This window comes from Phyllobacterium sp. TAF24, assembly GCF_052113785.1.
Lineage (GTDB): Bacteria > Pseudomonadota > Alphaproteobacteria > Rhizobiales > Rhizobiaceae > Phyllobacterium.
The window spans coordinates 23,160-46,006 of record NZ_JBFRDN010000007.1 but is presented as its reverse complement, the minus strand read 5'-3'; the positions used below and the strand labels follow the sequence as shown (position 1 = coordinate 46,006).

The 22,847-nt window shown below is 55.4% G+C and carries 18 protein-coding genes; 13 read left to right on the top strand and 5 right to left on the bottom strand.

Going from position 1 to position 22,847, the window contains the following annotated elements:
* The first annotated feature begins 160 nt into the window (after nucleotides 1–160).
* The 3 genes from AB4Y96_RS08305 (at nucleotide 161) to AB4Y96_RS08295 (ending at nucleotide 4,532) form a co-directional block, all read left to right on the top strand.
* Nucleotides 161–2,620: a penicillin-binding protein 1A gene (locus AB4Y96_RS08305; RefSeq protein ID WP_441916606.1), complete on the top strand. Its 2,460-nt coding sequence runs from the start codon at nucleotides 161–163 to the stop codon at nucleotides 2,618–2,620.
* Between the two features lie 114 nt (nucleotides 2,621–2,734).
* Nucleotides 2,735–3,863, top strand: a protein-coding gene (gene prfB / locus AB4Y96_RS08300; RefSeq protein ID WP_441916604.1) for a peptide chain release factor 2 whose coding sequence is annotated in 2 segments (ribosomal slippage) — nucleotides 2,735–2,803 and nucleotides 2,805–3,863 — 1,128 coding nt in all. Because the reading frame shifts where the segments join, the coding sequence is not laid out codon by codon here.
* A 225-nt stretch (nucleotides 3,864–4,088) separates the two neighbouring features.
* Complete coding sequence (locus AB4Y96_RS08295; protein WP_441916602.1) at nucleotides 4,089–4,532, top strand: hypothetical protein; 444 nt, start codon at nucleotides 4,089–4,091, stop codon at nucleotides 4,530–4,532.
* A 9-nt stretch (nucleotides 4,533–4,541) separates the two neighbouring features.
* On the opposite strand, the gene AB4Y96_RS08290 is transcribed toward AB4Y96_RS08295, so the two are convergent.
* Nucleotides 4,542–5,834 carry a M23 family metallopeptidase gene (locus AB4Y96_RS08290; protein WP_441916600.1) on the bottom strand — a complete coding sequence of 431 codons (1,293 nt, stop codon included), beginning with the start codon at nucleotides 5,832–5,834 and terminating at the stop codon, nucleotides 4,542–4,544.
* Nucleotides 5,835–5,930: 96 nt separating this feature from the next.
* Entirely contained in the window at nucleotides 5,931–6,398 is a 468-nt protein-coding gene (bcp, locus tag AB4Y96_RS08285; protein ID WP_091877088.1) for a thioredoxin-dependent thiol peroxidase, read from the bottom strand.
* 208 nt (nucleotides 6,399–6,606) lie between these two features.
* On the opposite strand from bcp, the gene AB4Y96_RS08280 reads away from it, so the two are divergent.
* Nucleotides 6,607–9,942 (top strand): RNA-binding protein, encoded by a 3,336-nt coding sequence (locus tag AB4Y96_RS08280; protein ID WP_441916598.1) that lies wholly within the window; start codon nucleotides 6,607–6,609, stop codon nucleotides 9,940–9,942.
* Between the two features lie 328 nt (nucleotides 9,943–10,270).
* On the opposite strand, the gene tyrS is transcribed toward AB4Y96_RS08280, so the two are convergent.
* Nucleotides 10,271–11,524: a tyrosine--tRNA ligase gene (gene tyrS / locus AB4Y96_RS08275; protein ID WP_441916596.1), complete on the bottom strand. Its 1,254-nt coding sequence runs from the start codon at nucleotides 11,522–11,524 to the stop codon at nucleotides 10,271–10,273.
* A gap of 110 nt (nucleotides 11,525–11,634) precedes the next feature.
* On the opposite strand from tyrS, the gene AB4Y96_RS08270 reads away from it, so the two are divergent.
* Nucleotides 11,635–12,768 (top strand): anhydro-N-acetylmuramic acid kinase, encoded by a 1,134-nt coding sequence (locus tag AB4Y96_RS08270; protein ID WP_441916594.1) that lies wholly within the window; start codon nucleotides 11,635–11,637, stop codon nucleotides 12,766–12,768.
* 813 nt (nucleotides 12,769–13,581) lie between these two features.
* Here AB4Y96_RS08270 and AB4Y96_RS08265 read toward each other — a convergent pair.
* Nucleotides 13,582–14,256: an alpha/beta hydrolase gene (locus AB4Y96_RS08265; protein WP_091877079.1), complete on the bottom strand. Its 675-nt coding sequence runs from the start codon at nucleotides 14,254–14,256 to the stop codon at nucleotides 13,582–13,584.
* 206 nt (nucleotides 14,257–14,462) lie between these two features.
* Between AB4Y96_RS08265 and AB4Y96_RS08260 the strand changes: the two genes are divergently transcribed.
* From AB4Y96_RS08260 to AB4Y96_RS08230, 7 genes are all read left to right on the top strand, one after another.
* Entirely contained in the window at nucleotides 14,463–15,638 is a 1,176-nt protein-coding gene (locus AB4Y96_RS08260; RefSeq protein ID WP_441916592.1) for a cysteine desulfurase family protein, read from the top strand.
* 167 nt (nucleotides 15,639–15,805) lie between these two features.
* The gene (gene sufB / locus AB4Y96_RS08255) at nucleotides 15,806–17,332 is read left to right on the top strand and encodes a Fe-S cluster assembly protein SufB (RefSeq protein WP_091877074.1); all 1,527 of its coding nucleotides are present in this window, start codon (nucleotides 15,806–15,808) and stop codon (nucleotides 17,330–17,332) included.
* A gap of 90 nt (nucleotides 17,333–17,422) precedes the next feature.
* On the top strand, nucleotides 17,423–18,178 hold the full coding sequence (gene sufC / locus AB4Y96_RS08250; protein ID WP_091877072.1) for a Fe-S cluster assembly ATPase SufC: 756 nt from the start codon (nucleotides 17,423–17,425) through the stop codon (nucleotides 18,176–18,178).
* Nucleotides 18,179–18,189: 11 nt separating this feature from the next.
* Nucleotides 18,190–19,461 carry a Fe-S cluster assembly protein SufD gene (gene sufD, locus AB4Y96_RS08245; protein WP_441916591.1) on the top strand — a complete coding sequence of 424 codons (1,272 nt, stop codon included), beginning with the start codon at nucleotides 18,190–18,192 and terminating at the stop codon, nucleotides 19,459–19,461.
* Between the two features lie 68 nt (nucleotides 19,462–19,529).
* The gene (locus AB4Y96_RS08240) at nucleotides 19,530–20,771 is read left to right on the top strand and encodes a cysteine desulfurase (RefSeq protein WP_441916589.1); all 1,242 of its coding nucleotides are present in this window, start codon (nucleotides 19,530–19,532) and stop codon (nucleotides 20,769–20,771) included.
* A gap of 5 nt (nucleotides 20,772–20,776) precedes the next feature.
* Nucleotides 20,777–21,196, top strand: coding sequence for an SUF system Fe-S cluster assembly protein (locus tag AB4Y96_RS08235; protein ID WP_091877068.1), 420 nt, complete (start codon nucleotides 20,777–20,779; stop codon nucleotides 21,194–21,196).
* A gap of 220 nt (nucleotides 21,197–21,416) precedes the next feature.
* On the top strand, nucleotides 21,417–21,674 hold the full coding sequence (locus tag AB4Y96_RS08230; protein WP_139210358.1) for a hypothetical protein: 258 nt from the start codon (nucleotides 21,417–21,419) through the stop codon (nucleotides 21,672–21,674).
* 5 nt (nucleotides 21,675–21,679) lie between these two features.
* On the opposite strand, the gene AB4Y96_RS08225 is transcribed toward AB4Y96_RS08230, so the two are convergent.
* A complete protein-coding gene (locus tag AB4Y96_RS08225) occupies nucleotides 21,680–22,297 on the bottom strand; it encodes a hypothetical protein (RefSeq protein ID WP_441916587.1) in 618 nt (205 codons plus the stop codon).
* A 126-nt stretch (nucleotides 22,298–22,423) separates the two neighbouring features.
* Here AB4Y96_RS08225 and sufA point away from each other — a divergent pair, with 126 nt between their 5' ends.
* On the top strand, nucleotides 22,424–22,798 hold the full coding sequence (sufA, locus tag AB4Y96_RS08220; protein WP_091877062.1) for a Fe-S cluster assembly scaffold SufA: 375 nt from the start codon (nucleotides 22,424–22,426) through the stop codon (nucleotides 22,796–22,798).
* The last annotated feature ends 49 nt before the right edge of the window (nucleotides 22,799–22,847 follow it).

The following is a 22,847-nucleotide window of genomic DNA, read 5'->3' as shown; positions in this document are numbered from 1 at the left end:
TTTGTCACATTTGTCGCTCAATTGCGTCACTGAGTTTGCCGGGCGTTGTGTATTCCGGTTTGAAGTGCCGGGGAACGGTTTCCCGGGGTGCAATCTGCATTGATAAAGATCGTGCATCGATTATCGACATGCCAATGGATGAAACGGGTTCCGGATACAAATGATACGCTTGATCGGATATTTTTTCGGAATCGGCACCGTCATGGCGCTTCTGGCGGCAGGCGGCGCGGCGCTTTATGTGGTCAATGTATCGAAAGACCTGCCTGACTACGAAGTTCTGGCCAAGTATGAGCCGCCTGTCATGACGCGCATTCACGCGTCTGATGGCGCGCTGATGGCAGAATTCGCACGGCAGCGCCGGCTTTATCTGCCTATTCAGGCCATTCCTGATCGTGTGAAAGCTGCCTTTATTTCAGCGGAAGACAAGAATTTCTACCAGCACCCCGGTGTTGATATCAGTGGCCTTGCGCGTGCTGTCATCGTCAATATTCAGAACTGGGGCTCACGCCGTCCGGTTGGTGCATCGACAATTACCCAGCAGGTCGCCAAGAACTTCCTGCTTTCTTCCGATCAGACGATGGGCCGCAAGGTCAAGGAAGCCATCCTGTCCTTCCGCATCGAGCAGGCCTATTCCAAGGACCGCATCCTTGAGCTTTATCTGAACGAAATTTTCTTTGGCCTGAACTCCTATGGTATTGCTGGCGCGGCGCTGACCTATTTCAACAAATCGGTCAATGAACTTACCGTTGCAGAAGCTGCCTATCTCGCCGCGCTTCCCAAGGGGCCATCCAATTACCATCCCTTCCGCCAGACCGAGCGGGCGATTGAACGCCGCAACTGGGTGATCGATCGTATGGCCGAAAACGGCTATGTCACCGCCGAAGAGGCGAAGACAGCAAAAGCTGAGCCGCTTGGTGTGACGCCGCGCCATACGGGCAATTATCTTTTCGCATCTGAATATTTCACCGAAGAAGTTCGCCGCCAGATTATCGGCAAATATGGCGAGAACGCTCTTTATGAGGGCGGTCTGTCGGTGCGCACAACGCTTGATCCGAAAATGCAGGTGCAGGCGCGTGCCGCCCTGCAGCATGGCCTGTTCAAATATGATGAGGCCAAGGGCTATCGCGGCCCATACAAGACCATCTCGACCATTGGCGACTGGGGTATTCCTCTGGCAGAAATCAAGCCTTTTTCCGATGTTCCCGACTGGCAGCTTGCGGTCATTCTTGAAGTGACGCCCACCGAGGCCACGATTGGTCTTCAGCCGGAGCGTAACGATGCAAACGGTCTGGTACCCGAGCGCAAGAAGGGTACGATTGCGGCGGCTGATATCAAATGGGCCATGAACCTCTATAAGGATGGCAGGCGCACGCCGGTAAAATCGCTGGAAGGCGTGTTCAAGCCGGGTGATGTTGTGTTCGTGCAGAAGAAAGAGGGCAGCGATACGGCCTTCGATCTGCATCAGGTGCCGGGGATTGAAGGCGCCATGGTTGCCATGGACCCGCATACGGGCCGTGTTCTGGCGATGGTTGGCGGCTTCTCCTTTGCCGAATCCGAATTCAACCGTGCAACGCAGGCGATGCGTCAGCCCGGCTCGTCCTTCAAGCCATTCGTCTATTCAGCGGCGCTTGATAATGGCTATACACCCGCATCCGTGGTGCTTGACGGTCCGATCTCCATTGATCAGGGCGGCAGCCTCGGTGTGTGGGCGCCAAAGAACTACGGCGGCAACTTTGCCGGACCATCGACCTTGCGCTACGGTATTGAACAGTCACGTAACCTGATGACCGTGCGTCTGGCGCAGGATATGGGTATGAAGCTTGTGGCTGAGTATGCCGAACGTTTTGGCATTTATGACAAGATGCTGCCGGTTCTGGCCATGGCGCTCGGATCGGGCGAGACGACCGTGATGCGCATGGTGACCGGTTATTCGATCATCGCCAATGGCGGTCGCAAGATCACACCATCGATCATCGACCGTATTCAGGACCGTTACGGCAAGACCATCTTCAAGCATGATGAGCGCAAGTGCGAAACCTGTACGGCGGAAGACTGGAAGAACCAGCCGGAGCCGGAACTGGTTGATGACCGTGATCAGGTGCTTGACCCGATGACCGCCTATCAGATCACATCGATGATGGAAGGCGTTATCCAGCGTGGTACGGCAACGATCCTGAAAAGCCTGAACCGTCCTATCGCCGGTAAAACAGGTACGACAAATGATGAAAAGGATGCCTGGTTCATGGGCTTCACGCCTGATCTGGTGATTGGCCTTTATCTTGGCTATGACACACCGACGGCGATGGGCCATGGCGGCACTGGTGGCGGGCTTGCCGCGCCGGTGGCCAAGGATTTCTTTGCAGCTGCCATGCAGGGCCAGCGTTCGGTTGACTTTCGCGTGCCCGAGGGCATGACTGTTGTCGCTATCGATCGCAAGACGGGTATGCGCGCTAGCGAAGGCCAGCCCAATGTGATCATGGAAGCCTTCAAGCCGGGCACAGGTCCTGCGGACAGCTACTCCGTCATCGGCATGGGTACGTTCTCGGAAGGTGCGCCGGTTGAGGTGCAGTCACCGAACGTCAACAGGGCCATTCAGGGCGGCGGCGGCGGGCTTTTCTAACAGCCTCAAACCCGGATAATTCGTAAAGCTTCAAGACTTTACATCGCGCGGACCAGTGAATATGGTCCGCCGCAATTCGAAAACAACGATAAATGCAGAAGGAACGGACAGCCAATGCGCGCTGAAATCGAGACGCTGGTCGATGAGATCAAGCAGGCCATAAGCCTGCTGAGGAGGCATCTTTGACTGGGATACGTCAATCAAACGCCTTGGCTATCTGAACCAGCTTGCCGAAGACCCCGCACTGTGGAATGACGCGCAGGAAGCCCAGAAGCTCATGCGCGAGCGCCAGCAGCTGGAAGACGGCATCAACTCCATCCGCACACTCAGCCAGTCGCTCGAAGACAATATCGAGCTGATCGCCATGGGTGATGAGGAGGGCGACAAGTCCATCGTTGCCGAGGCGGAAGAGGCCATTCGCGCCATCAAGGTGGAAGTCGACCGGCGCCAGATCGATACACTTCTGTCCGGTGAAGCCGATGCCAATGACACCTATGTCGAAGTGCATTCGGGTGCTGGCGGCACGGAGAGCCAGGACTGGGCGTCGATGCTTTTGCGCATGTACACGCGCTGGGCCGATCGCAAGGGCATGAAGGTCGAACTGCTCGAAATCCATGACGGTGAAGAAGCCGGCATCAAGTCCGCCACCATCCTGATCAAGGGGCACAATGCCTATGGTCTGATGAAGACAGAATCGGGCGTGCATCGTCTGGTACGCATTTCGCCTTACGACTCCAATGCGCGGCGGCACACATCGTTTTCCAGTATCTGGGTTTACCCGGTTGTCGACGACAATATCGAGATCGCGGTGACAGAAGCCGATGTTCGCATTGATACCTACCGCGCTTCCGGTGCCGGGGGGCAGCACGTCAACACGACAGACTCCGCCGTGCGTATCACGCATATCGCCACGGGTATCGTCGTCCAGTGTCAGGCGGAACGCTCCCAGCACAAGAACCGCGCCACGGCGTGGTCCATGTTGCGCGCGCGTCTCTATGAAGCCGAACTGGAAAAGCGCGAGCAGGCAGCCGACGCCATCTCCGCATCCAAGACCGATATTGGCTGGGGCCACCAGATCCGCTCCTACGTCCTGCAGCCCTATCAGCTGGTCAAGGATTTGCGGACGGGTGTTGAAAGCACCAGCCCGCAGGACGTGCTCGACGGCGATGTTGATATGTTCATGGAAGCAGCGCTGGCACACCGCGTGCACGGCACCGATGCGGACGTGCAGGATATCGCCTAAAAGTTCTGGCACATTGCCAAATCAGAAAACCGGCAGGATATCTTCCTGCCGGTTTTTTTACGCTTACTATCCAACACGTTTTAATATTTGTGTGTGATTGCGATACACTTCGCCGGGTAAGTTCGCTCATATTACGAAATTACAAATAAGTTGGATATTGCAGCTACGGGTCTCTCTAGATAGGTTCGCCGCGTCCGGGGTGGACTATCAATATTTGGGGGGAATATGAAGCGTATCGCAATCGGTCTTATGTCGTTGTTCGTCACTGCCTGTGCCACAACGAGTGAAATGCCATTGGCACAGAACATGGTGAGGTTGGACACACAAGCGAGTGGACTTTTGTTTGTAGGCAGCGCTCCCAGCATGACCATGAAGAAGGCAGCTGAAGCAACTTTAAGGCGGGGCTATACGCACTTCCGTCTGGAACAAGCCTCGACTTCACAAGGACAGAGACTTGCTGGTGTCCAAACCTATGGTTCAGGCACAGCAAGCGCAAATGTTTACGGTAACACTGCTTACGGCACCTATGCGGGCCAGGGGTTCGCAACTCCGGTTTATGCACCAACTGCCAATGTTGGAGTTACGGTTGTTATGTTCCGGGCAAATGAAGGTGGTGCGCGTGGGGCGTTTGATGCAGCGGACGTGCTGAAGAAACAAGGAAAAATCTAGACCATTGGCTTAAAGCGCCGTAGCGACCTCGCGGCCAATTGTGAGAAAACCGGCAGGATTGATGGCGCTGCCGTTTCTGCGTACTTCATAGTGCAAATGCGGGCCGGTGGAGCGGCCCGTGCTGCCGACCTTGCCGACAATATCGCCGATGCTGATCTTCTGGCCGACGCTGACGAGAATCTGGCTCATATGGCCATAGCGGGTCGACAGGCCGTTTCCATGGTCGATCTCGACCATATTGCCATAACCGCCATTATAACCTGCCTCGGTGACTGTACCATTGGCTGTTGCATGTACTGACGAGCCTGATATGGCGCGGAAATCCATGCCGGAATGAAACGCCATGGAGCCGATGATCGGGTCCTTGCGCACGCCAAAAGTGCTGGACACGGGCATGCCCGGAACCGGATTGGAAATGGGAATGGTTTTGGCGAGGCTTTTGGCGCTTTCCAGCCGTTCCAGCGCCTGATCGAGGTCATTCAGCTTGGCATCAAAGGGAGCAACACTACCGGCGGGAATGAAGGGGCCACCCACATCTGACTTTTCATCGAAAACCGGTTTGACGCCGGTGGCTGCCAAGGCTTCCATGATCTTGTCGGCATTTTCATAGGCTGTATTGGACAGCGTCTGCATCTGCGCGATCTGTTTGGCTTCGATGTCCGTGAGCGATGTATTGACTGATTTCAGCAGAAGTTCCGCCTTGTCGACACTTTTCACCGGCTTTTCGCTGCGTGGTGCAGGCTTGTGCGAGACCGGCGTTGGTCCCGTAATGATGGGATCGATGCCATAGAACGCTTCGTCATCCTGCGATTTCACGACGTCCTGCCCGTTGCTGTCCATCGGCGCGTTGTCTTCCACAACCGGTGGAATGGCAGCACCCGCATGTTCGGCGCGCTCCAGCATGGGTGCGAGCTTGTCATGCCGCTCAGCCAGTGATTTCTGGCGGCGGATCAGTTCGGATACTTTGGTTTCCATAAGCTGCTGGTCGAGCATCTGGCGGCTGGTGACCTGATCAAGCTGGGTGCGCAGATTGGCAATGCGGTCCTCATAGGCCTGCTGCAACCGTGCCTGACGGGCAACGCTGCCGTTGATCAGATCATCCCGGAAAACCAGATAGGACGTGGCAATCAGATAGGTTCCCGCCAGCGCGAAGGCGAGGGTACCGCCAAGAATGGCTGCCCAGGGCCGCAGGGTAAAATGACGAATAGTTTCGCCCCGCGCGATGATGACCGTGTGGGGTTCTTTCTGATTGCTGAAGATGGGGGAATGTTTTGCCTTCTTCATGGCCGCTTTGCTCGTCATTTTTTAGCTTCAGTTCTTGACGGGCATTACACTCCGTTATGGTTAACAAACCCTAACGGAGTAGCATTTTTCCATTCATTTCAAGGACAAGATGACCTAGAGCGCTTTGGTGGCCGCGAGAACTTCGGCTGCGTGGCCCGGAACCTTCACCTTGTTCCAGATCTTTGCGATCTTGCCGTTCGAATCGATCAGGAAGGTCGTGCGTTCAACGCCCATATATTTGCGGCCATACATGCTCTTTTCAGCCCAGACGCCATAGGCTTCCAGAATGGTCTTTTCCTCGTCGGCAACAAGATCAACCTTCAGATCATACTTTGTCTTGAACTTGTCGTGCTTCTTGGTTGGATCGGGGGACATGCCGATGACTTTCGCGCCAAGCTTTTCAAATTCGGGCTTCAGTCCGGAAAACTCGATGGCTTCCTGAGTGCAACCACTTGTATCGTCCTTTGGATAAAAATACAGGACAACAGGTTTTCCGCGCAATTCCGCCAGCGAAAGCGTGCCGCCACCGTCACGGGGAAGGGTAAAGTCCGGAGCGGGATTGCCGATTTCCAGAGTTGTCATAGGAATGCCTTTCTTTCATCATTGAATGCGAGCCTCACTTGGGCAACTATAAGAGAGGCAAGGGAATCGTCTACGGTTTCCCACATGATTCCTCAATTGGCTTGGGAATTTGACAGAGAAACCGAAAAGAGTCCGTTTTACAAAGCGCGACTTCCTGAAATTTCATCATTACCCGTCTGCGGTCGAGCAGGGCGAGGTGCCGGTAGCTATGCCTGCCCGCCGCTCGCGGTTTCGATTCGTCTGTGGCGCATTGGCGTCATTCCTGCTTCTTCTTGTGGTTCTCGCCGGAATAGCCTTTGTGGTGTTGCGTGTCGGCATTGGCGGCGAAGCGCTCACCCAGCGCGCGCAGACTGCGCTCAAATCCGTTGTCGGCCCCGATACCGATGCCACGATCCAATCGGCTCAAATCTCGCTTGATCAACGCAGGCACGTCGCGCTTGAAGCGCGCAATGTCAACATTTCCGACGTCAAACGCGGTGTGGAGATAAAGAATATCCGCTCGGTGCGCATCGGTCTGGCCACGCTGCCGCTTTTACAGGGCAATGTGCAGGTACAGAGTCTTGGGCTTGATGGGGCGCAGATCAAGGTTGCCAGTCAGGAGCCTTTCGACTTCATGTCGATTGTGCCGCAGGATGATCGCGGTCTTGTTAATCTTGATGGCATTTCGGAGCTGCTTTTTACCGGGTTGCAGAATGCTGTTTCCTTGCTGGATCAGCGCGAAACCCGTGACATCACAGTCTCCGATACGACCTTTGATTTCACCGTTGCCGGTCAGCCGGAAAGCCTGCGCATTATCAATCTGGAACTGGCTGAAACGGGCGGTCCCGTCGCGATCAAGGGAACAGTCGAATGGCGGGGCAAGGTGATCGATGTGTCGGCGCAGGTCAAACGCGCAGCCATCGGTGCCAAGATCGATTCATTCTCACTGGCGATCAGCAAGATTCCGCTCATTGGCACGCACGGCATAGCGCCTGTACCGGATGCCGATGGCATAAAGCCCGATGGTTCGTATTTTGCCTATAACAACGAAGCTGAAATCAAGCTAGACGGGGTTGCCGGTGCGCCGACCGTGCCGATGCGGGTTTGGGGTTCGCTCAATGTGAGCGAAGGTCCCGTCAGTATCAGCAATGTTTCGGACATGGGCGCCAGCACCCAGATCAATTTCGAACATGTGTTCGGCACGAAAAAGGTCGAGATTACACCGTCTAGCATCCATTTCGGTGGTTTCAAGGGCGTTGTTGAAGGTGCCATCGGGCCAGAGCCATTGCCTGACGATGCAACAGCTGTGGGAGAGGTCGCGAATCCCGGATATCGTTTTGAGCTGCTCACGCAGGAAGCCAGTTCCGCGCCGCAGGATTCCACAGAGCCACCGCTTGTGTTCAATGCGCGAGTGACCGGACGATACGCGCCGGGTGAGAAAAAACTGGACCTGTCCGAGATCGCCGTGCGCAGCGATGGCGAGAACGAACTTTACGGGCAGGGCAGTGCAACCTTCGGCAAGGGATCGCCAGCCATGACGCTTGCGCTGCGTGTACCAAAGATGCCGTCAGCGCAGGTCAAGCAGCTATGGCCGATCTGGATTGCCACCGGTGCGCGTCGCTGGGTTCTCGATAATATCGTGGGCGGCGAGGTAAAGGACAGCCGTATCGACGTTATTTTTGCCGCTGGCCGTTTCGATGGTCCCGGCAAACCACCGCCCTTGACGGCCGATGAAGTGCAGGTTGATTTCAACGTAAAGGATACGCGCTTCGACATTGTTGGAGATTTGCCGCCTATCCGCGATGCTGATGGGGCTATCAGCGTGCGCGGCGCCTATACGACCATCAAGCTGCTGAAAGGTTCGGCCTTTACGCCCGGCAACCGCGAGGCGCGCATTGTTGATGGTACGCTGATCATTCCATGGGGTCCGCAACGTCCGGTGCTTTCAGAGCTTGATCTGAACATTGCCGGTGATGCCTCTGCTATTGCCGAGATCGCCGGTTTTAAGCCGATCAATGCGGTGAAGGGTGTGCCCTTTACGCCAGATGATATTAGCGGCGATGTCAAAACCCATGTTCTTGTGACATTTCCGGTGACACGCCACGCGCCGCAGGGAAGTTTACAATGGTCAGCCGCGATCGATCTGAATGGCGTGAACCTTTCCAAGAAGTTCGATGGCCAGACGATCACCAATGCCAACGGCACGCTTAACGTCAATGACACCGAGGCGAATATTGACGTCAAGGCGCAGCTGAATGGTGTTCCAGCCAATATTACACTGTTTGAACCGCTCGGCAGCAATCCTGCCAAGCGCAGGCAATCGGTCTCGCTGCAACTGGACGATAAAACGCGCAATACGCTATTCCCAAGCCTTGATCCGTTTATTTCGGGGCCAATTACTGTCGATATCGATAAATCGGCTGATGGCGGTCAGGTTGCTACTGCTGACCTGAGCAAAGCCGAAGTGAAGCTGGCACAGCTTGGCTGGACCAAAGGCGCCGGGGTGAAAGCCACGGCGAAATTCGGCCTGCAGCAGGATGCGGACAATATCAGCATCAAAAATCTCGATATCTCCGGCGAAACCTTCCGGTTGCGCGGAGACATATCCGTGGTCAAAGGCGACCTTGCCAGTGCGGATTTCAGTCAGGTCAGCCTCAACCGCACCGATGATATTGCCGTCAAGGTATCGCGCACCAGCTATGGCTACCGGGCGGATGTCAAAGGCAAGTCATTTGACGCGCGCTCCCTGCTCAATCAGGTGACCGACAAGAAGCAGAGCGGCGATAACAGCGACAAGAAACGTGTTCTCGTCAATGCGGATATTGATGATGTTCAAGGCTTCTTTTCGGAAAGCTTTGGCAATGTATCACTGTCCTATGAGAGCGTCGGTTCCAATGTTTCCGGTCTGGCTTTCAACGCGGTAACGAAATCCGGCCAGAAGGTCATCGCCACGGACAGTTCGGAAAGTGGCGCGCGTTCCGTCAACCTTCAGTCGAAGGATGCAGGGGCCGTGCTGCGCTTTACCGGCTTCTACGACAAGATGCAGGGCGGCAGCATCACCGTCACGCTCGATTCCAAAGGCGATGGCCCATTGCGCGGGCAGATCGATGCGCGAGATTTCACCCTCGTCAATGAACCGAGATTGGCGAGCCTCGTTTCTTCGTCGCCAAACGGTACCAGCCTTAACGACGCGGTGAAGAAGAATATCGATGTGTCGACGGTTACTTTCGAGCGGGGCTTTTCCCAGATCGAAAAGGGCAAGAATTATATCAATCTCGCCAATGGCGTTGTACGCGGTTCGACTATTGGGACGACGTTCCAAGGTGTATTGAGTGATCCTCAGGGCAATATGGCTCTGACAGGCACGTTCATGCCCGCCTATGGCATTAATCGCATCTTTGGCGAACTGCCGGTGCTCGGCCTGCTGCTCGGCAATGGCCGGGATCGCGGCCTGATCGGCATTACCTATAAGCTGCAGGGCCCAATCAAACAGCCACAGATTATCGTCAATCCGATTTCGGTGATTGCTCCGGGGATATTCAGGTCGATATTTGAGTTTCAGTGAGGAAAACCACGACCATTGTGGGTGGCTTTTGTTGTGGGAGCGGGGTTGTGGTTCGTGGTTCGACAAGCTCGCCATGAGGGAGAGTGTGGATATAACGATAATCGCAAGTGTTGCAGAATAGTGCTCCCTGCAACCTCACCATCTCCGTCATCCTCGGGCTTGACCCGAGGACCCATAATTTAAAAGCGCCAAGCATCCAAGTTCGTTCAATCTCCTTAACCGTGGGTCCTCGGGTCAAGCCCGAGGATGACGGAGATGGAAGTATCCCGCGAAAGATATCTCCCTCATGGTTGTTATATCGAACCACGAACCACACAAAATCGGCCTGTTATGCAGGGCGGACCAGAATGTGTTTCTTCTTGCCCAGTGACAGCTTGATCACACCATCACCTGTCACATCAACCGTTGAAACCTGCGCCTTTTCATCGGAAACACTGGCATCGTTGACACGGACAGCACCGCCCTGAATGTGGCGGCGGGCTTCACCGTTTGAACTGGCAAGACCAGCCTTCACAAGCAGTGTCAGGATACCGATACCGTCATCAAGTTCGCCCGTGGCAATATCGATGGATGGCAGGTTGGCGGCCAATGCGCCTTCTTCGAAGGTTGTGCGGGCGGTTTCGGCGGCCATCGTTGCGGCTTCGCGGCCGTGCACGATAGCGGTTGCTTCCGTTGCGAGGATTTTCTTGGCTTCGTTGATTTCCGAGCCGCCGAGTGCTTCCAGCCGGGCAATTTCATCGAGCGAAAGGCGTGTGAAAATCTTCAGGAATTTACCGACGTCGGCATCCTCCGTGTTGCGCCAGTACTGCCAGAAATCATAGGGGCTGAAGGCGTCCTCATTGAGCCACACGGCGCCAGAGGCTGACTTGCCCATCTTGGCACCCGAACTGGTGGTCAGCAGCGGGGTGGTCAAAGCGTAGAGCTGCGGGGTTCCCATGCGGTGGCCAAGATCAACGCCGTTGATGATGTTGCCCCATTGATCCGAGCCGCCCATCTGCAACACGCAGCCATGACGACGGTTGAGTTCAACGAAGTCGTAGCCCTGCATGATCATGTAGTTGAATTCGAGGAAGGAGAGGGATTGCTCCCGATCCAGCCGCAGCTTGACGCTGTCGAAGGACAACATCCGATTGACAGAGAAATGGCGGCCGACATCGCGCAGGAATTCCACATAGCCAAGACCCATCAGCCAATCGGCGTTGTTGACCAGAAACGCATCGGTCGGGCCATCGCCAAAACGCAGAATGCGCGCGAAAATCCGCTTGATGCCCTCAATGTTCGTGTTGATCGCCTCGGGTGTCAGCAGCTTGCGCTGTTCATCGCGGAAAGAGGGGTCGCCGACCATGGAAGTACCGCCGCCCATCAGGGCAATGGGGCGGTGTCCGGTTTCCTGCAGCCAATACAGCATGGTCGCAGAAATAAGGTTGCCAATGTGCAGGCTCGTGGCCGTCGCATCATATCCAACATAGGCAGTCACTGTCTCCTTGGCGAAAAGCGCATCCAGACCAGCCTCGTCGGAGACCTGATGGATGAAGCCGCGCGTGGAAAGCGTGTGCATAAAGTCGGATTTGAAGGCAGACATGATTTTTCCTGAAACTTTTACGTAGGGAAGCATCCGGCATGAAGAAACGTGCCGAACAAGACGTGGCCGTTTAACATCATTCCGAACCGAATCACAAGAAAGGGTGTGACGTGACAGCGATAAGGCGGGCAATTGGCCTGATGAGCGGAACATCCATGGATGGAATCGACATCGCGCTCCTCGAAACCGATGGCAAAAACGAGGTTCGGCGCGGTCCGTCAGGCTTTGTCGCCTATGAGTCGGCATTCCGCCGCCGCATCGAAGCGGGGCTTGGTGAAGCAAAATCCATTCGCACGCGCAATGAACGGCCCGGCAGTCTCGCAGCAATTGAACAGGAATTGACCAGGCGGCATGGCGAGGCGGTTCTCGGCTTTCTCTCCGATCACAAGCTAAGCGCCGATGCCATTGATATTATTGGGTTTCATGGCCAGACAGTTTTGCATCGGCCGCTGGAGAAACTGACGGTACAGTTGGGGGATGGCAAGTTGCTGGCTGATCTGACCGCTATTCCTGTCGTCTACGACATGCGCGCCAATGACATGGTGCATGGCGGGCAAGGCGCGCCGCTGGTGCCCGTCTATCATCAGGCGCTCGCTGCACGGGTTCCTGCCGAGCTTGGCAAGGGCAGGCCGGTCGTCTTTGTCAATATTGGCGGTATTTCCAATGTGACGATTATATCGGGGACCGCCGATCCGATCGCCTTTGATACGGGTCCCGGTAACACGCTGATCGACCAATGGGTGCAGGACAAGGCGGGAATCGCCTATGATTCCGGTGGAACAATTGCCAGCGAAGGTCAGGTGCTGACCGAGGCCGTGGGGCGTTATATGGCCAAGCCGTTCTTTGTTCTGAAACCGCCAAAGTCGCTCGACCGCAATGATTTCACGCTCGAAGATCTGGGCAATCCCGAGCTTGCGGATGGCGCGCGCACGCTCGCCAAGGTCACCGCCGATGCAATCCTCGAAGCCAGCGCCTATGCGCCTGACAAGCCCGCGCTGTGGGTGATCTGCGGCGGCGGTCGCAAGAATGCGACTATCATGGCTGATCTGACTGATGGGGCAGCCAAGACCGGTGCAGCGGTTATCGCAGCTGAGGAATTGGGTCTCAACGGCGATTCGATGGAAGCGGAGGCCTGGGCCTATCTCGCCGTGCGCGCCGTTGATGGCTTGCCGCTGACGTTTCCGACGACAACGGGGTGTGATGTGGCGGTGCCGGGTGGAGTGGTTGTTGGGAGTAGGAAGTAGATTGCACGAACCACGCACCGGCAGCGCTCACCCCCCTCTGCCCTGTCGGGCATCTCCCCCACAAGGGGGAGATCACATTGACATCAGCGCCTTTGCACAACCGGAAATGTTTCAGATTGTGCAAAGGCCGTATTGAAGGCTGATCTCCCCCCTTGTGGGGGAGATGTCCGACAGGACAGAGGGGGGTGAATACACCTACCAACATTGCAGTTGCTGCACAAGCTTCCCCATCACCACACCCGCTTTCGCGTCTGGCTATTGAAAAGGTGGGAAAGACGGGCGATCCATAAGGGGAACGCGGGTGTCTTGGTATTGGTAGTGTAATCAATGCGTTCCCCAGAGATTTTCCTGTTTCAACCAAGAAAACTCCCGGATCACCCGTCCCGATGACTGGTTTTACCCTTGTGAGATAAAACCTTTCCCCTGCGGTTGGGTTCTCCCCGCAGACAAAATCACCGATCCTTTCCTGACTTCAGAAGGTTTCCGGAGCATTCCCGCCGGAAAGGACACCATCAGAATAAGCGAGGTGAGATGGTGTTGGATAAGTTGGCATGATTTTTTTAAATTGATGGCTGCAGCAACATCGTGCGTGGTTCGACAAGCTCACCATGAGGGAGAGGGAGGGTTGCAATGCTAATCGCAGAGATTGCAGCGCAAGGGTTGCAGAACTTGGCTCCCTTTCATCACTCCTCCCCTCATGGTGAGCTTGTCGAACCACGAACCACGAACCACTTTCATACAGAACTTGCTCAAAACAAAAATCCTCGGGTTTGGGCCCGAGGATTTGCAATGCAGCAAGAATGCCCTAAGCCGTTAGCGCAGGCGCTTTGGCTTGGCTTCGACCAGTTCGCCATTCAGACGGCGGTCGAGATAATCGGAGCATTCTACGATGACTTCATCGGTCATGCCGGTGAAGAAGTGATTGGCGCCGACCATCGTTTTCTGGGTGATGGTGATGCCCTTCTGTGTTTTCAGCTTGTCAACCAGACCCTGAACGTCCTTGGCCGGGGCAACCTTGTCCTGATCGCCATGCAGTATCAGACCCGATGAGGGGCAGGGTGCGAGGAACGAGAAATCATAGGTGTTGGGCTGGGGAGCAACGGAAATAAAGCCTTCGATCTCCGGACGGCGCATCAGAAGCTGCATACCGATCCACGCACCGAAGGAATAACCGGCGACCCAGCAGGTTTTCGAATCAGGGTGCAGCGACTGAACCCAATCAAGCGCACCGGCGGCGTCGGACAGTTCGCCCGAACCATGATCGAATTCGCCCTGGCTGCGACCAATGCCACGGAAGTTGAACCGCAATGTCGTAAAACCGCGCTGCTGGAACATGTAGAACAAATCGTAGACGATCTTGTTGTTCATGGTGCCGCCAAATTGTGGATGCGGGTGCAGCACGATGGCTATTGGCGCATTTTTTTCCATCGAAGGCTGATAACGGCCCTCAAGACGGCCCGCAGGTCCATTGAAAATTACTTCAGGCATGTGTACTCCACTCTTCGCCACAGGGTTCCTGTTTATCAGCCGGACTTGACGGCGATCAACAGCACCCATAAAACCAGTTTAGAACCGTTCAAAACTGGTGTAGAATTTGTCTCGAAGCGGCTTAATAGGCTGGTCCGAGGTTGAATTTCAAGAAAATTGCGCTTTTCGCCAGCGCATAGTTCAAAAGAACAGGATTTGCGACAGGTATGGCCCAAAAACGCGCCTATATCGACTACAATGCCAGTGCACCGCTGCTTGCGGTGGCGCGCGACGCTGTGGTCGATGCTTTGGCGCAGACGGGCAATCCATCGTCTGTTCATCAGGAAGGCCGTGCTTCAAAAGCAATTCTTGAAAGCGCCCGCCGCGAAGTGGCCGCTCTCGTCAATGCCAAACCTGATCATGTGTTCTTTACATCGGGTGCCACCGAGGCCGCGTCAACCCTGCTCACCCCGCATTATGTGATGGGACGGGCACCGGTACGGCTTTCGCGGCTTTATGTCAGTGCCAGCGAGCATCCATGTGTGCTGGCAGGCGGTCAGTTCGCGCCGGAGCAGATTGAAACGGTTTCCGTTGATAGCAATGGCCTGCTTGACCTTGGCCAACTGCGCGCACGTCTCGCTGCCCATGACAAGAGCGAGGGCCTGCCATTGGTTGCCGTACAGGCTGCCAACAATGAAACCGGCGTTTTGCAGCCCATTGGCGAAATCGGCAGGATTGTCAAAGAGTTAGGAGGATTTCTTGTGGTGGATGCCGTGCAGGCAGCAGGGCGGATTCCTCTCGATATCACAACGGCTTCTGCTGATTATCTCATTTTGTCATCACACAAGATCGGCGGCCCCAAGGGCGTTGGCGCAATTATCGCTGTTTCCGATCTGGTCATGCCCAAAGCACTCGTGCGCGGCGGTGGACAGGAAAAGGGGCATCGCGCCGGAACGGAAGCCTTGCCCATCCTCTCAGGTTTTGGCGCAGCGGCGCGGTTTGCCCGCGAGCAGCTTGAATCCGGTGGCTGGGGGCTTACCAACCGGCAGCGCATCGAGGACGGTATCCGGTCAATAGCACCCGATGCGGTTATCTATGGCGATACGGTCGACAGGCTTGCGAATACGACCTTCTTCAGTCTTGCAGATATGAAGGCGGAAACCGTTCAAATCGCTTTCGATCTGGCGGGAATTGCGCTATCGGCAGGATCTGCCTGTTCTTCGGGAAAAGTTGGACCAAGCCATGTGCTTGCGGCCATGGGTTTTGGTAATGGAACAGGCGGCCTGCGGGTCTCCACATCGCCTGAAACCACGCAGGACGAGATAGCGCTTTTTCTGGATGCGCTGACAAAAATTGTTGCGCGGCGCGACCGGTCGAAGCTGGCTGCTGCCGATGCGGCGTAAAATATTGCGATTATTGGCAACAACTTGCCGATAATTACAAAATATCCGGTGATTACCGGTGTTAAATCGTGCGTTAGCACACTACATTGAGGCAAATATTCAAGACGACACACGCCTTGACGTTTGCAACTGCGGGACCTTGAATCCCGCGAGGATGGAGAACGCCAATGCCTGCCGTGCAGGAAACTATTGATCAGGTCCGCACCCTGGATGTGGACCAGTACAAGTATGGCTTTGAGACCCTTATCGAAATGGATAAGGCGCCAAAGGGCCTTAGCGAAGATATTATCCGCTTTATTTCGGCCAAGAAAAACGAGCCGGAGTGGATGCTGGAATGGCGTCTGAAAGCCTATGAACGCTGGCTGACCATGGAAGAGCCCACATGGGCGCGGGTGAATTATCCGAAGATCGACTTCCAGGACATGGTTTATTACGCTGGACCAAAAAACCAGACCGGCCCGACATCGCTTGCCGAGGTCGATCCTGAGCTGCTGCGCACCTATGAAAAGCTGGGTATTCCGCTGAAAGAGCAGGAAATCCTCGCAGGCGTGCGCAAAATGGGCGAGCCGAGCCCTTCCGATGAGGAAGAAGCCAGCGATAATGTTTATAAGTCAGGCCGTGTGGCTGTGGATGCGGTGTTTGACAGCGTGTCCGTTGTCACGACCTTCAAGGCGGAACTGGCCAAAGCGGGCGTCATCTTCTGTTCGATCTCCGAGGCAATCCGCGAACATCCGGAATTGATCAAAAAGTATCTGGCTTCCGTTGTGCCGGTCTCTGATAATTTCTATGCGACGCTGAATTCGGCCGTCTTTACCGATGGTTCGTTTGTTTACGTGCCGAAGGGTGTTCGCTGCCCGATGGAACTTTCGACCTATTTCCGTATCAATGAGCGGGATACCGGCCAGTTTGAACGCACGCTGATCATTGCCGAAGAGGGCGCCTATGTGTCCTATCTCGAAGGCTGCACGGCACCACAGCGCGACGAGAACCAGCTGCATGCGGCAGTTGTGGAATTGATTGCACTTGATGATGCCGAGATCAAATATTCGACCGTGCAGAACTGGTTCCCCGGTGATGCGGAAGGCAAGGGCGGCATTTACAACTTCGTGACCAAGCGTGGCGATTGCCGTGGCAAGAACTCCAAGATTTCGTGGACACAGGTTGAAACCGGCTCGGCGATCACATGGAAATATCCATCGGTGATCCTGCGCGGCGACAATTCACGCGGCGAATTCTATTCCATCGCGGTTTCCAATGGTCATCAGCAGATCGACAGCGGCACCAAGATGCTGCACCTCGGCAAAAACACGTCGAGCCGCATCATCTCCAAGGGTATTTCGGCTGGTAAGTCGAACAACACCTATCGCGGTCAGGTTTCGGCCCATCGCAAGGCGGAGAATGCGCGTAACTTCACCCAGTGTGACTCGCTGCTGATCGGCAATGATTGCGGTGCGCATACGGTGCCTTACATCGAGGCAAAGAACGCCACGGCCCAGTTCGAACACGAAGCGACGACCTCAAAAATTTCCGAAGATGCGCTGTTCTATGTGATGCAGCGCGGCATTCCGGAAGAGGAGGCTATTGCGTTGATCGTCAATGGCTTCGTCAAGGAAGTCATTCAGGAACTGCCGATGGAATTTGCCGTGGAAGCGCAGAAACTGATCGGCATTAGCCTTGAGGGCTCAGTCGGATAGCCATGTGGCGGCCAAGGGCCAGCCATTCGCCAAACAAGATCATATTAGGGATCGCCAAGGCTGATCCCATGGAATTCAAAGGGTAATACAATGCTCGAGATCATCAACCTTCATGCGAAGATCGCAGATACGGACACCGAAATCATTCGCGGCCTGAACCTTACGGTCAAGGCGGGCGAAGTGGCGGCGATCATGGGGCCGAACGGGTCCGGCAAGTCGACGCTGTCCTATATTCTTGCGGGCCGTGAAGACTACGAAGTCACGTCGGGCGACATTCTTTACAATGGCGAATCCATTCTGGAACTCGATCCGTCCGAGCGTGCGGCCAAGGGCATTTTCCTGGCATTCCAGTATCCGATGGAAATACCTGGCGTTGCGACGATGGAATTCCTGAAAGTGGCGATGAACTCGCAGCGCAAGGCGCGCGGGGAAGAGCCACTAAAAATTCCTGATTTCATCGCCCGCGTTAAAACCGCGGCAGCATCGCTCGATATGGATATCGCCATGCTGAAGCGTCCGCTCAATGTCGGTTTCTCCGGCGGCGAAAAGAAGCGGGCGGAAATCCTGCAGATGAAACTGCTGGAGCCAAAGCTTTGTGTGCTCGATGAGACCGATTCCGGCCTCGACATCGACGCGCTGAAGATCGTTTCCGATGGCGTCAATGCACTGCGCTCGCCTGACCGTGCGGTGATTGTCATCACCCACTATCAGCGTCTGCTCGATTATATCGTTCCTGATAGTGTCCATGTCCTTTACAAGGGACAGGTCATCAAGTCGGGCGACAAGAACCTTGCCCTCCATCTTGAAGAGAACGGCTATGCCGATATCATCGGCGAGGCAGCCTGAGGAGCGACGTTATGAATGTTCATACAGGACGCCAGCCGACAACCGCAGAAGCGGCGCTGGTCGACTCGTTCGTCGACCGGATGGGCGAATTGCCGGGCGATGCGGAAATCGTCAGCGCGCGTGACAATGCCATCGAGGCATTGAAGACGCAGGGCCTACCGTCGCGCCGCGTCGAAAGCTGGCACTATACCGATCTGCGCACCTTGCTGCGTAGCGTTGCTGCCTATGATGGCGCGGCTGGTACCAATGCCTTGCCGGCCGTTATTCAGGGATCAGCTGTTGCCACCGTTTCCAACGGCGTTGCACTGAATGCGCCGCGGATTGAAGGTGTCGAATTCACCAAATACAGCGAAAGACTGGCGGATGGATCGGCGATCCGTGATCTTGCCATTCGTGGTGGTGACGATGCAATCGGCCAGATCAATGCCGCTTACGTGACCGATGGCTGGTCAGTGAACTTTGCCGACGGTGTTGAGCTTGAAGCGCCGCTGGAACTGCAGAATGCGCAGGTGCGTGGGCAGGGCCATGTGCGGTTTGCCGTCAAGTTCGGCAAGGGCAGCAAGGCAACCATTATCGAGCGTCAGACTGGCGGCGAGGGTGAGGGCTTTTCAACGTCCGTCAGCAATATCACTGTTGCCGATGATGCAGAGATTGTCTGGATCATCCTGCGCGAACAGGGCGTTGAAGCCACACAGCTTGCCCAGTTCACCGCGACCATCGGTACCAATGCCAAGCTGACGGTTTATATCGTCAATGCGGGCGGCAAGCTGGTGCGTCAGGAAGTGCATGTGTTGTCCAAGGGCGAAGGCTCGGATTTCCAGTTGCGCGGTGTCAATCTGCTGGGTGGCGACAGCCATACGGATGTGACCATGACGCTCGGTCATCTCGTCGAAAACACCACGTCGGTGCAGATCATCCGCAATGTGGTGACAGATCGCGCGCGCGGTGTCTTTCAGGGTCAGATCAAGGTTAACCGGATCGCCCAGAAGACCGATGCGCGCATGGCCTGCAACACGCTGCTTCTGTCCGATGATGGTGAATTTGATGCCAAGCCGGAACTCGAAATCTTTGCCGATGATGTGGCTTGCGGCCATGGTGCAACGGTGACGGAAATCGACAGCAACCACCTGTTCTATCTGCAGGCGCGCGGCATCCCCGAAAGTGATGCACGCGGCCTGCTGATCAAGGCATTCGTGGCTGAAATCATCGAAGAACTGGAAAGCGAACCGCTGGTCGAAGCTCTGGAAGCTATTCTCGACAAGTGGCTGGCTGCTCATGTCTGATTGTTCGCCTGCCGGTTGATCCGGCGGGCATTCAACATTTGACCCAAACGCAGGAAAGCGCGGGCACTATGGATACGAAGATCATTCAAGCCGGTTATGACGTCGAGGCGATCCGCCGCGACTTTCCCATCCTGTCGCGTGAAGTCTACGGCAAACCGCTTGTCTATCTCGACAATGGCGCTTCGGCACAGAAGCCGCAGGCGGTTATTGATGCGATCACCCACACCTATTCGAATGAATATGCCAATGTGCATCGCGGCCTGCATTTCCTGTCGAACGCCACTACGGACGCCTATGAAAAGGCGCGTGAAAGCGTTCGCCGTTTTCTGAATGCCGCTTCCGTTGACGAGATCGTTTTCACCAAGTCCGCTACCGAGGCGATCAATACGGTCGCCTATGGCTATGGCATGCCCAATATTGGCGAGGGCGACGAGATCGTCCTGTCGATTATGGAGCACCATTCCAACATCGTGCCGTGGCACTTTATCCGTGAACGGCAGGGTGCAAAACTGGTCTGGGTACCTGTTGATGAGCAGGGTGCGTTCCATATCGAGGAATTCGAGGCGCGGCTGACTGATCGCACCAAGCTGGTTGCCATTACCCATATGTCCAACGTGCTTGGCACGGTGACGCCGATCAAGGAAATCGTTCGCATCGCCCATGCGCGCGGCATTCCGGTGCTTGTCGATGGCAGTCAGGGCGCGGTGCATCTGCCTGTTGATGTGCAGGATCTCGGCTGCGACTGGTATATTTTCACTGGCCACAAGATTTATGGCCCATCCGGCATCGGCGTGCTCTATGGCCGCAAGGAAAAGCTGGAAGCCATGCGCCCCTTCCAGGGCGGCGGCGAGATGATTGAAGAGGTGACTGAGGATATTGTCACCTATAACCATCCACCGCACCGCTTCGAGGCTGGCACACCGCCGATTGCTCAGGCGATTGGTCTTGGGGCAGCCATTGAATATGTGGAAAAGATTGGCCGCGCCGCCATTCTCGCCCATGAGGAAGATTTGCGCGATTATGCGCATGAGCGGCTGCGCCAGATCAATTCGCTGCGTATTTTCGGCGATGCCAAGGGCAAGGGCGCGATCATCTCCTTCGAACTTGCTGGCATTCACGCCCATGACGTGTCGATGGTCATCGACCGGGCGGGTGTTGCGGTGCGCGCAGGCACACATTGTGCCCAGCCGCTCTTGAAACGTTTCGGCGTAACATCCACATGCCGTGCATCGTTTGCGATGTATAATACAAGAGACGAGATCGATGTTCTCGCCGATGCGCTGGAAAAAGCGCGGAAATTCTTTGGGTGAAAACGATGACCGATAAAGTCGAGACACTGGAAAAAGACGAAACTGTGAAGCCGGAAGCACCTGTAGAGACTTCCGAGGTAAGCGGTGCTGTTTCTGCGTCTGCTATTCCAGCCGATGAACTGGCACGCATGACCGATGATGTTATCGGCGCGCTGAAGACGGTCTATGACCCGGAAATCCCCGCTGATATCTATGAGCTGGGCCTTGTCTATAAGATCGATATCGAGGACGACCGGTCCGTAAAGATCGAAATGACCCTGACAGCGCCGGGCTGCCCGGTTGCCGGTGAAATGCCGGGCTGGGTGCAAGATGCGGTAAGCTCGGTCGAAGGCGTCAGTTTTGTTGACGTGAGCATGACTTTCGATCCGCCATGGACGCCCGACCGTATGTCGGAAGAAGCGCAGGTCGCCGTCGGCTGGTACTGATCCAGTCGCGCGCATCTCAGATATTAATCTAAGGTCTTACGTCTAAAGTCTAATTGCCAGAAGTCCGGTAGCCAAGCATGATATGGTTGTCCGCTCTGCACCGTTTGGTGCAGACAGTTTAACCGTTTATGTCCCGGATGCCATTGATGATACATAATGTCATCGAATATGTGGTGGGGCATCACCCAGCGCTTGAATTTGTTTTATTATGATTTTTGATTTGCCTATTGCCATATGGATTGTGCGTTTTGGCACAGCGGGCGTTATTTTCTTCGCGCTGAAGGCCGCTTGGCACTGGCATTCATCGACCGAGATTCTCACACGAGCTGATATTGCCGGATTGCTTGATGGTCGGTCTGCCATGAGTTGTGCAGCCGAATCCGTGCTGGAACAGGCAGAACAGAACGCAAAAGGCTCCATGGCTGCGGCGCTGGCATGCCTGCTGGTCGCCATTGTCAGCATTGTCAGTTATTTCTAAGGCCGTCAGGGCGCTTCACACGCTTCAGGCACGCTTTGATCCAGTGGCTTCTCGAATTTCTGCAGGGTGCCGTCGAGAATGGACAGTGGCACGAAGGGAACGCCCTGAATGGCCGCATTTGCCAGTCGCAGCCGATAGCAACCGTTATAAACTGTGCGCTTACCGTCCTTCTGGGTCGATTCAATCGCCAATGGCAGGCTCCAATAGGTGGAACCGGCTGCGCCCTCGCTTTCAACCTTGCCAAGGCGCAGGACCACTGAAACGGTGTTTTCATAGCCAGCCTGGAATTGCGGGAAAGCCTGTGTGTGGCCTTCCTCGGCATAGTAGCTATAGGCGCGGGCATATTCCTGCCGGTTGATGGCGTTATAATAGGATTTGACCAGCTGTTCGGGCGTGCTGCGGTCGTCAAGATAGTCAGGCACAGACTGGTTCGGGGCCTCGGCCTTGGCAGCCGGGGCTTCCTTGGTGGCAGGGGTTTCTGGCGCGGCCTCTGTGGGTGCTGCGGGCTTAGCCCCCGTTTCCTGCTTTGGCGGTTCGGGCTTTTTGGCCTCCTGGGCCAGCGCAGGTGTCAAGCTCAGCGCCAGACCGGCGACGCTACAGAGAATGAGATGGCGGTAATTCATGATTTCTGCCTTCTGCATGCGGGTTTGTGGGACGTGGGTGAGTTTGAACACTTGCGGTGACGACTATGTAACACTAACTATGGTATTGACTGATCGTTGTACGATCTGAACCAAGAGAGATTAGAAATGGGTCGTTTTTCTGTCATGACGTTGACTGATGCTGCAGCATCCCGCGTGAGCGAGATTGTAGCGACGCGCGAAAATGCGCTCGGTATTCGCGTCGGCATCAAGAAGGGCGGCTGCGCGGGTATGGAATATACCATTGATCTCGTTACAGAAGCCAAGCCCGGCGATGATATTGTCGAAAAGGATGGCTCGAAGGTATTTGTAGCACCGGAAGCCGTGCTTTATCTCTTGGGCACGCAGATGGATTTTGAAGTAACGACTCTGCGCACGGGCTTTGTCTTCAATAATCCCAATCAGACATCAGCCTGCGGCTGCGGCGAATCGGTCGAGCTGACCCCTGCCAAGCCGGAAGCTTTGGCTTCAGCCACTTCCTGAGTTATACCGCCTCACTTGCGTCATGGCAGCGCAATTTTCGGCGTGACGC

What these genes read in the sequence shown, in the direction of transcription:
- AB4Y96_RS08305 (WP_441916606.1), top strand. Translation starts at nt 161, where the DNA reads ATGATACGCTTGATCGGATATTTTTTCGGAATCGGCACCGTCATGGCG.
- AB4Y96_RS08295 (WP_441916602.1), top strand. Translation starts at nt 4,089, where the DNA reads ATGAAGCGTATCGCAATCGGTCTTATGTCGTTGTTCGTCACTGCCTGT.
- AB4Y96_RS08290 (WP_441916600.1), bottom strand. Translation starts at nt 5,834, where the DNA reads ATGACGAGCAAAGCGGCCATGAAGAAGGCAAAACATTCCCCCATCTTC.
- bcp (WP_091877088.1), bottom strand. Translation starts at nt 6,398, where the DNA reads ATGACAACTCTGGAAATCGGCAATCCCGCTCCGGACTTTACCCTTCCC.
- AB4Y96_RS08280 (WP_441916598.1), top strand. Translation starts at nt 6,607, where the DNA reads ATGCCTGCCCGCCGCTCGCGGTTTCGATTCGTCTGTGGCGCATTGGCG.
- tyrS (WP_441916596.1), bottom strand. Translation starts at nt 11,524, where the DNA reads ATGTCTGCCTTCAAATCCGACTTTATGCACACGCTTTCCACGCGCGGC.
- AB4Y96_RS08265 (WP_091877079.1), bottom strand. Translation starts at nt 14,256, where the DNA reads ATGCCTGAAGTAATTTTCAATGGACCTGCGGGCCGTCTTGAGGGCCGT.
- AB4Y96_RS08260 (WP_441916592.1), top strand. Translation starts at nt 14,463, where the DNA reads ATGGCCCAAAAACGCGCCTATATCGACTACAATGCCAGTGCACCGCTG.
- sufB (WP_091877074.1), top strand. Translation starts at nt 15,806, where the DNA reads ATGCCTGCCGTGCAGGAAACTATTGATCAGGTCCGCACCCTGGATGTG.
- sufC (WP_091877072.1), top strand. Translation starts at nt 17,423, where the DNA reads ATGCTCGAGATCATCAACCTTCATGCGAAGATCGCAGATACGGACACC.
- sufD (WP_441916591.1), top strand. Translation starts at nt 18,190, where the DNA reads ATGAATGTTCATACAGGACGCCAGCCGACAACCGCAGAAGCGGCGCTG.
- AB4Y96_RS08240 (WP_441916589.1), top strand. Translation starts at nt 19,530, where the DNA reads ATGGATACGAAGATCATTCAAGCCGGTTATGACGTCGAGGCGATCCGC.
- AB4Y96_RS08235 (WP_091877068.1), top strand. Translation starts at nt 20,777, where the DNA reads ATGACCGATAAAGTCGAGACACTGGAAAAAGACGAAACTGTGAAGCCG.
- AB4Y96_RS08225 (WP_441916587.1), bottom strand. Translation starts at nt 22,297, where the DNA reads ATGAATTACCGCCATCTCATTCTCTGTAGCGTCGCCGGTCTGGCGCTG.
- sufA (WP_091877062.1), top strand. Translation starts at nt 22,424, where the DNA reads ATGGGTCGTTTTTCTGTCATGACGTTGACTGATGCTGCAGCATCCCGC.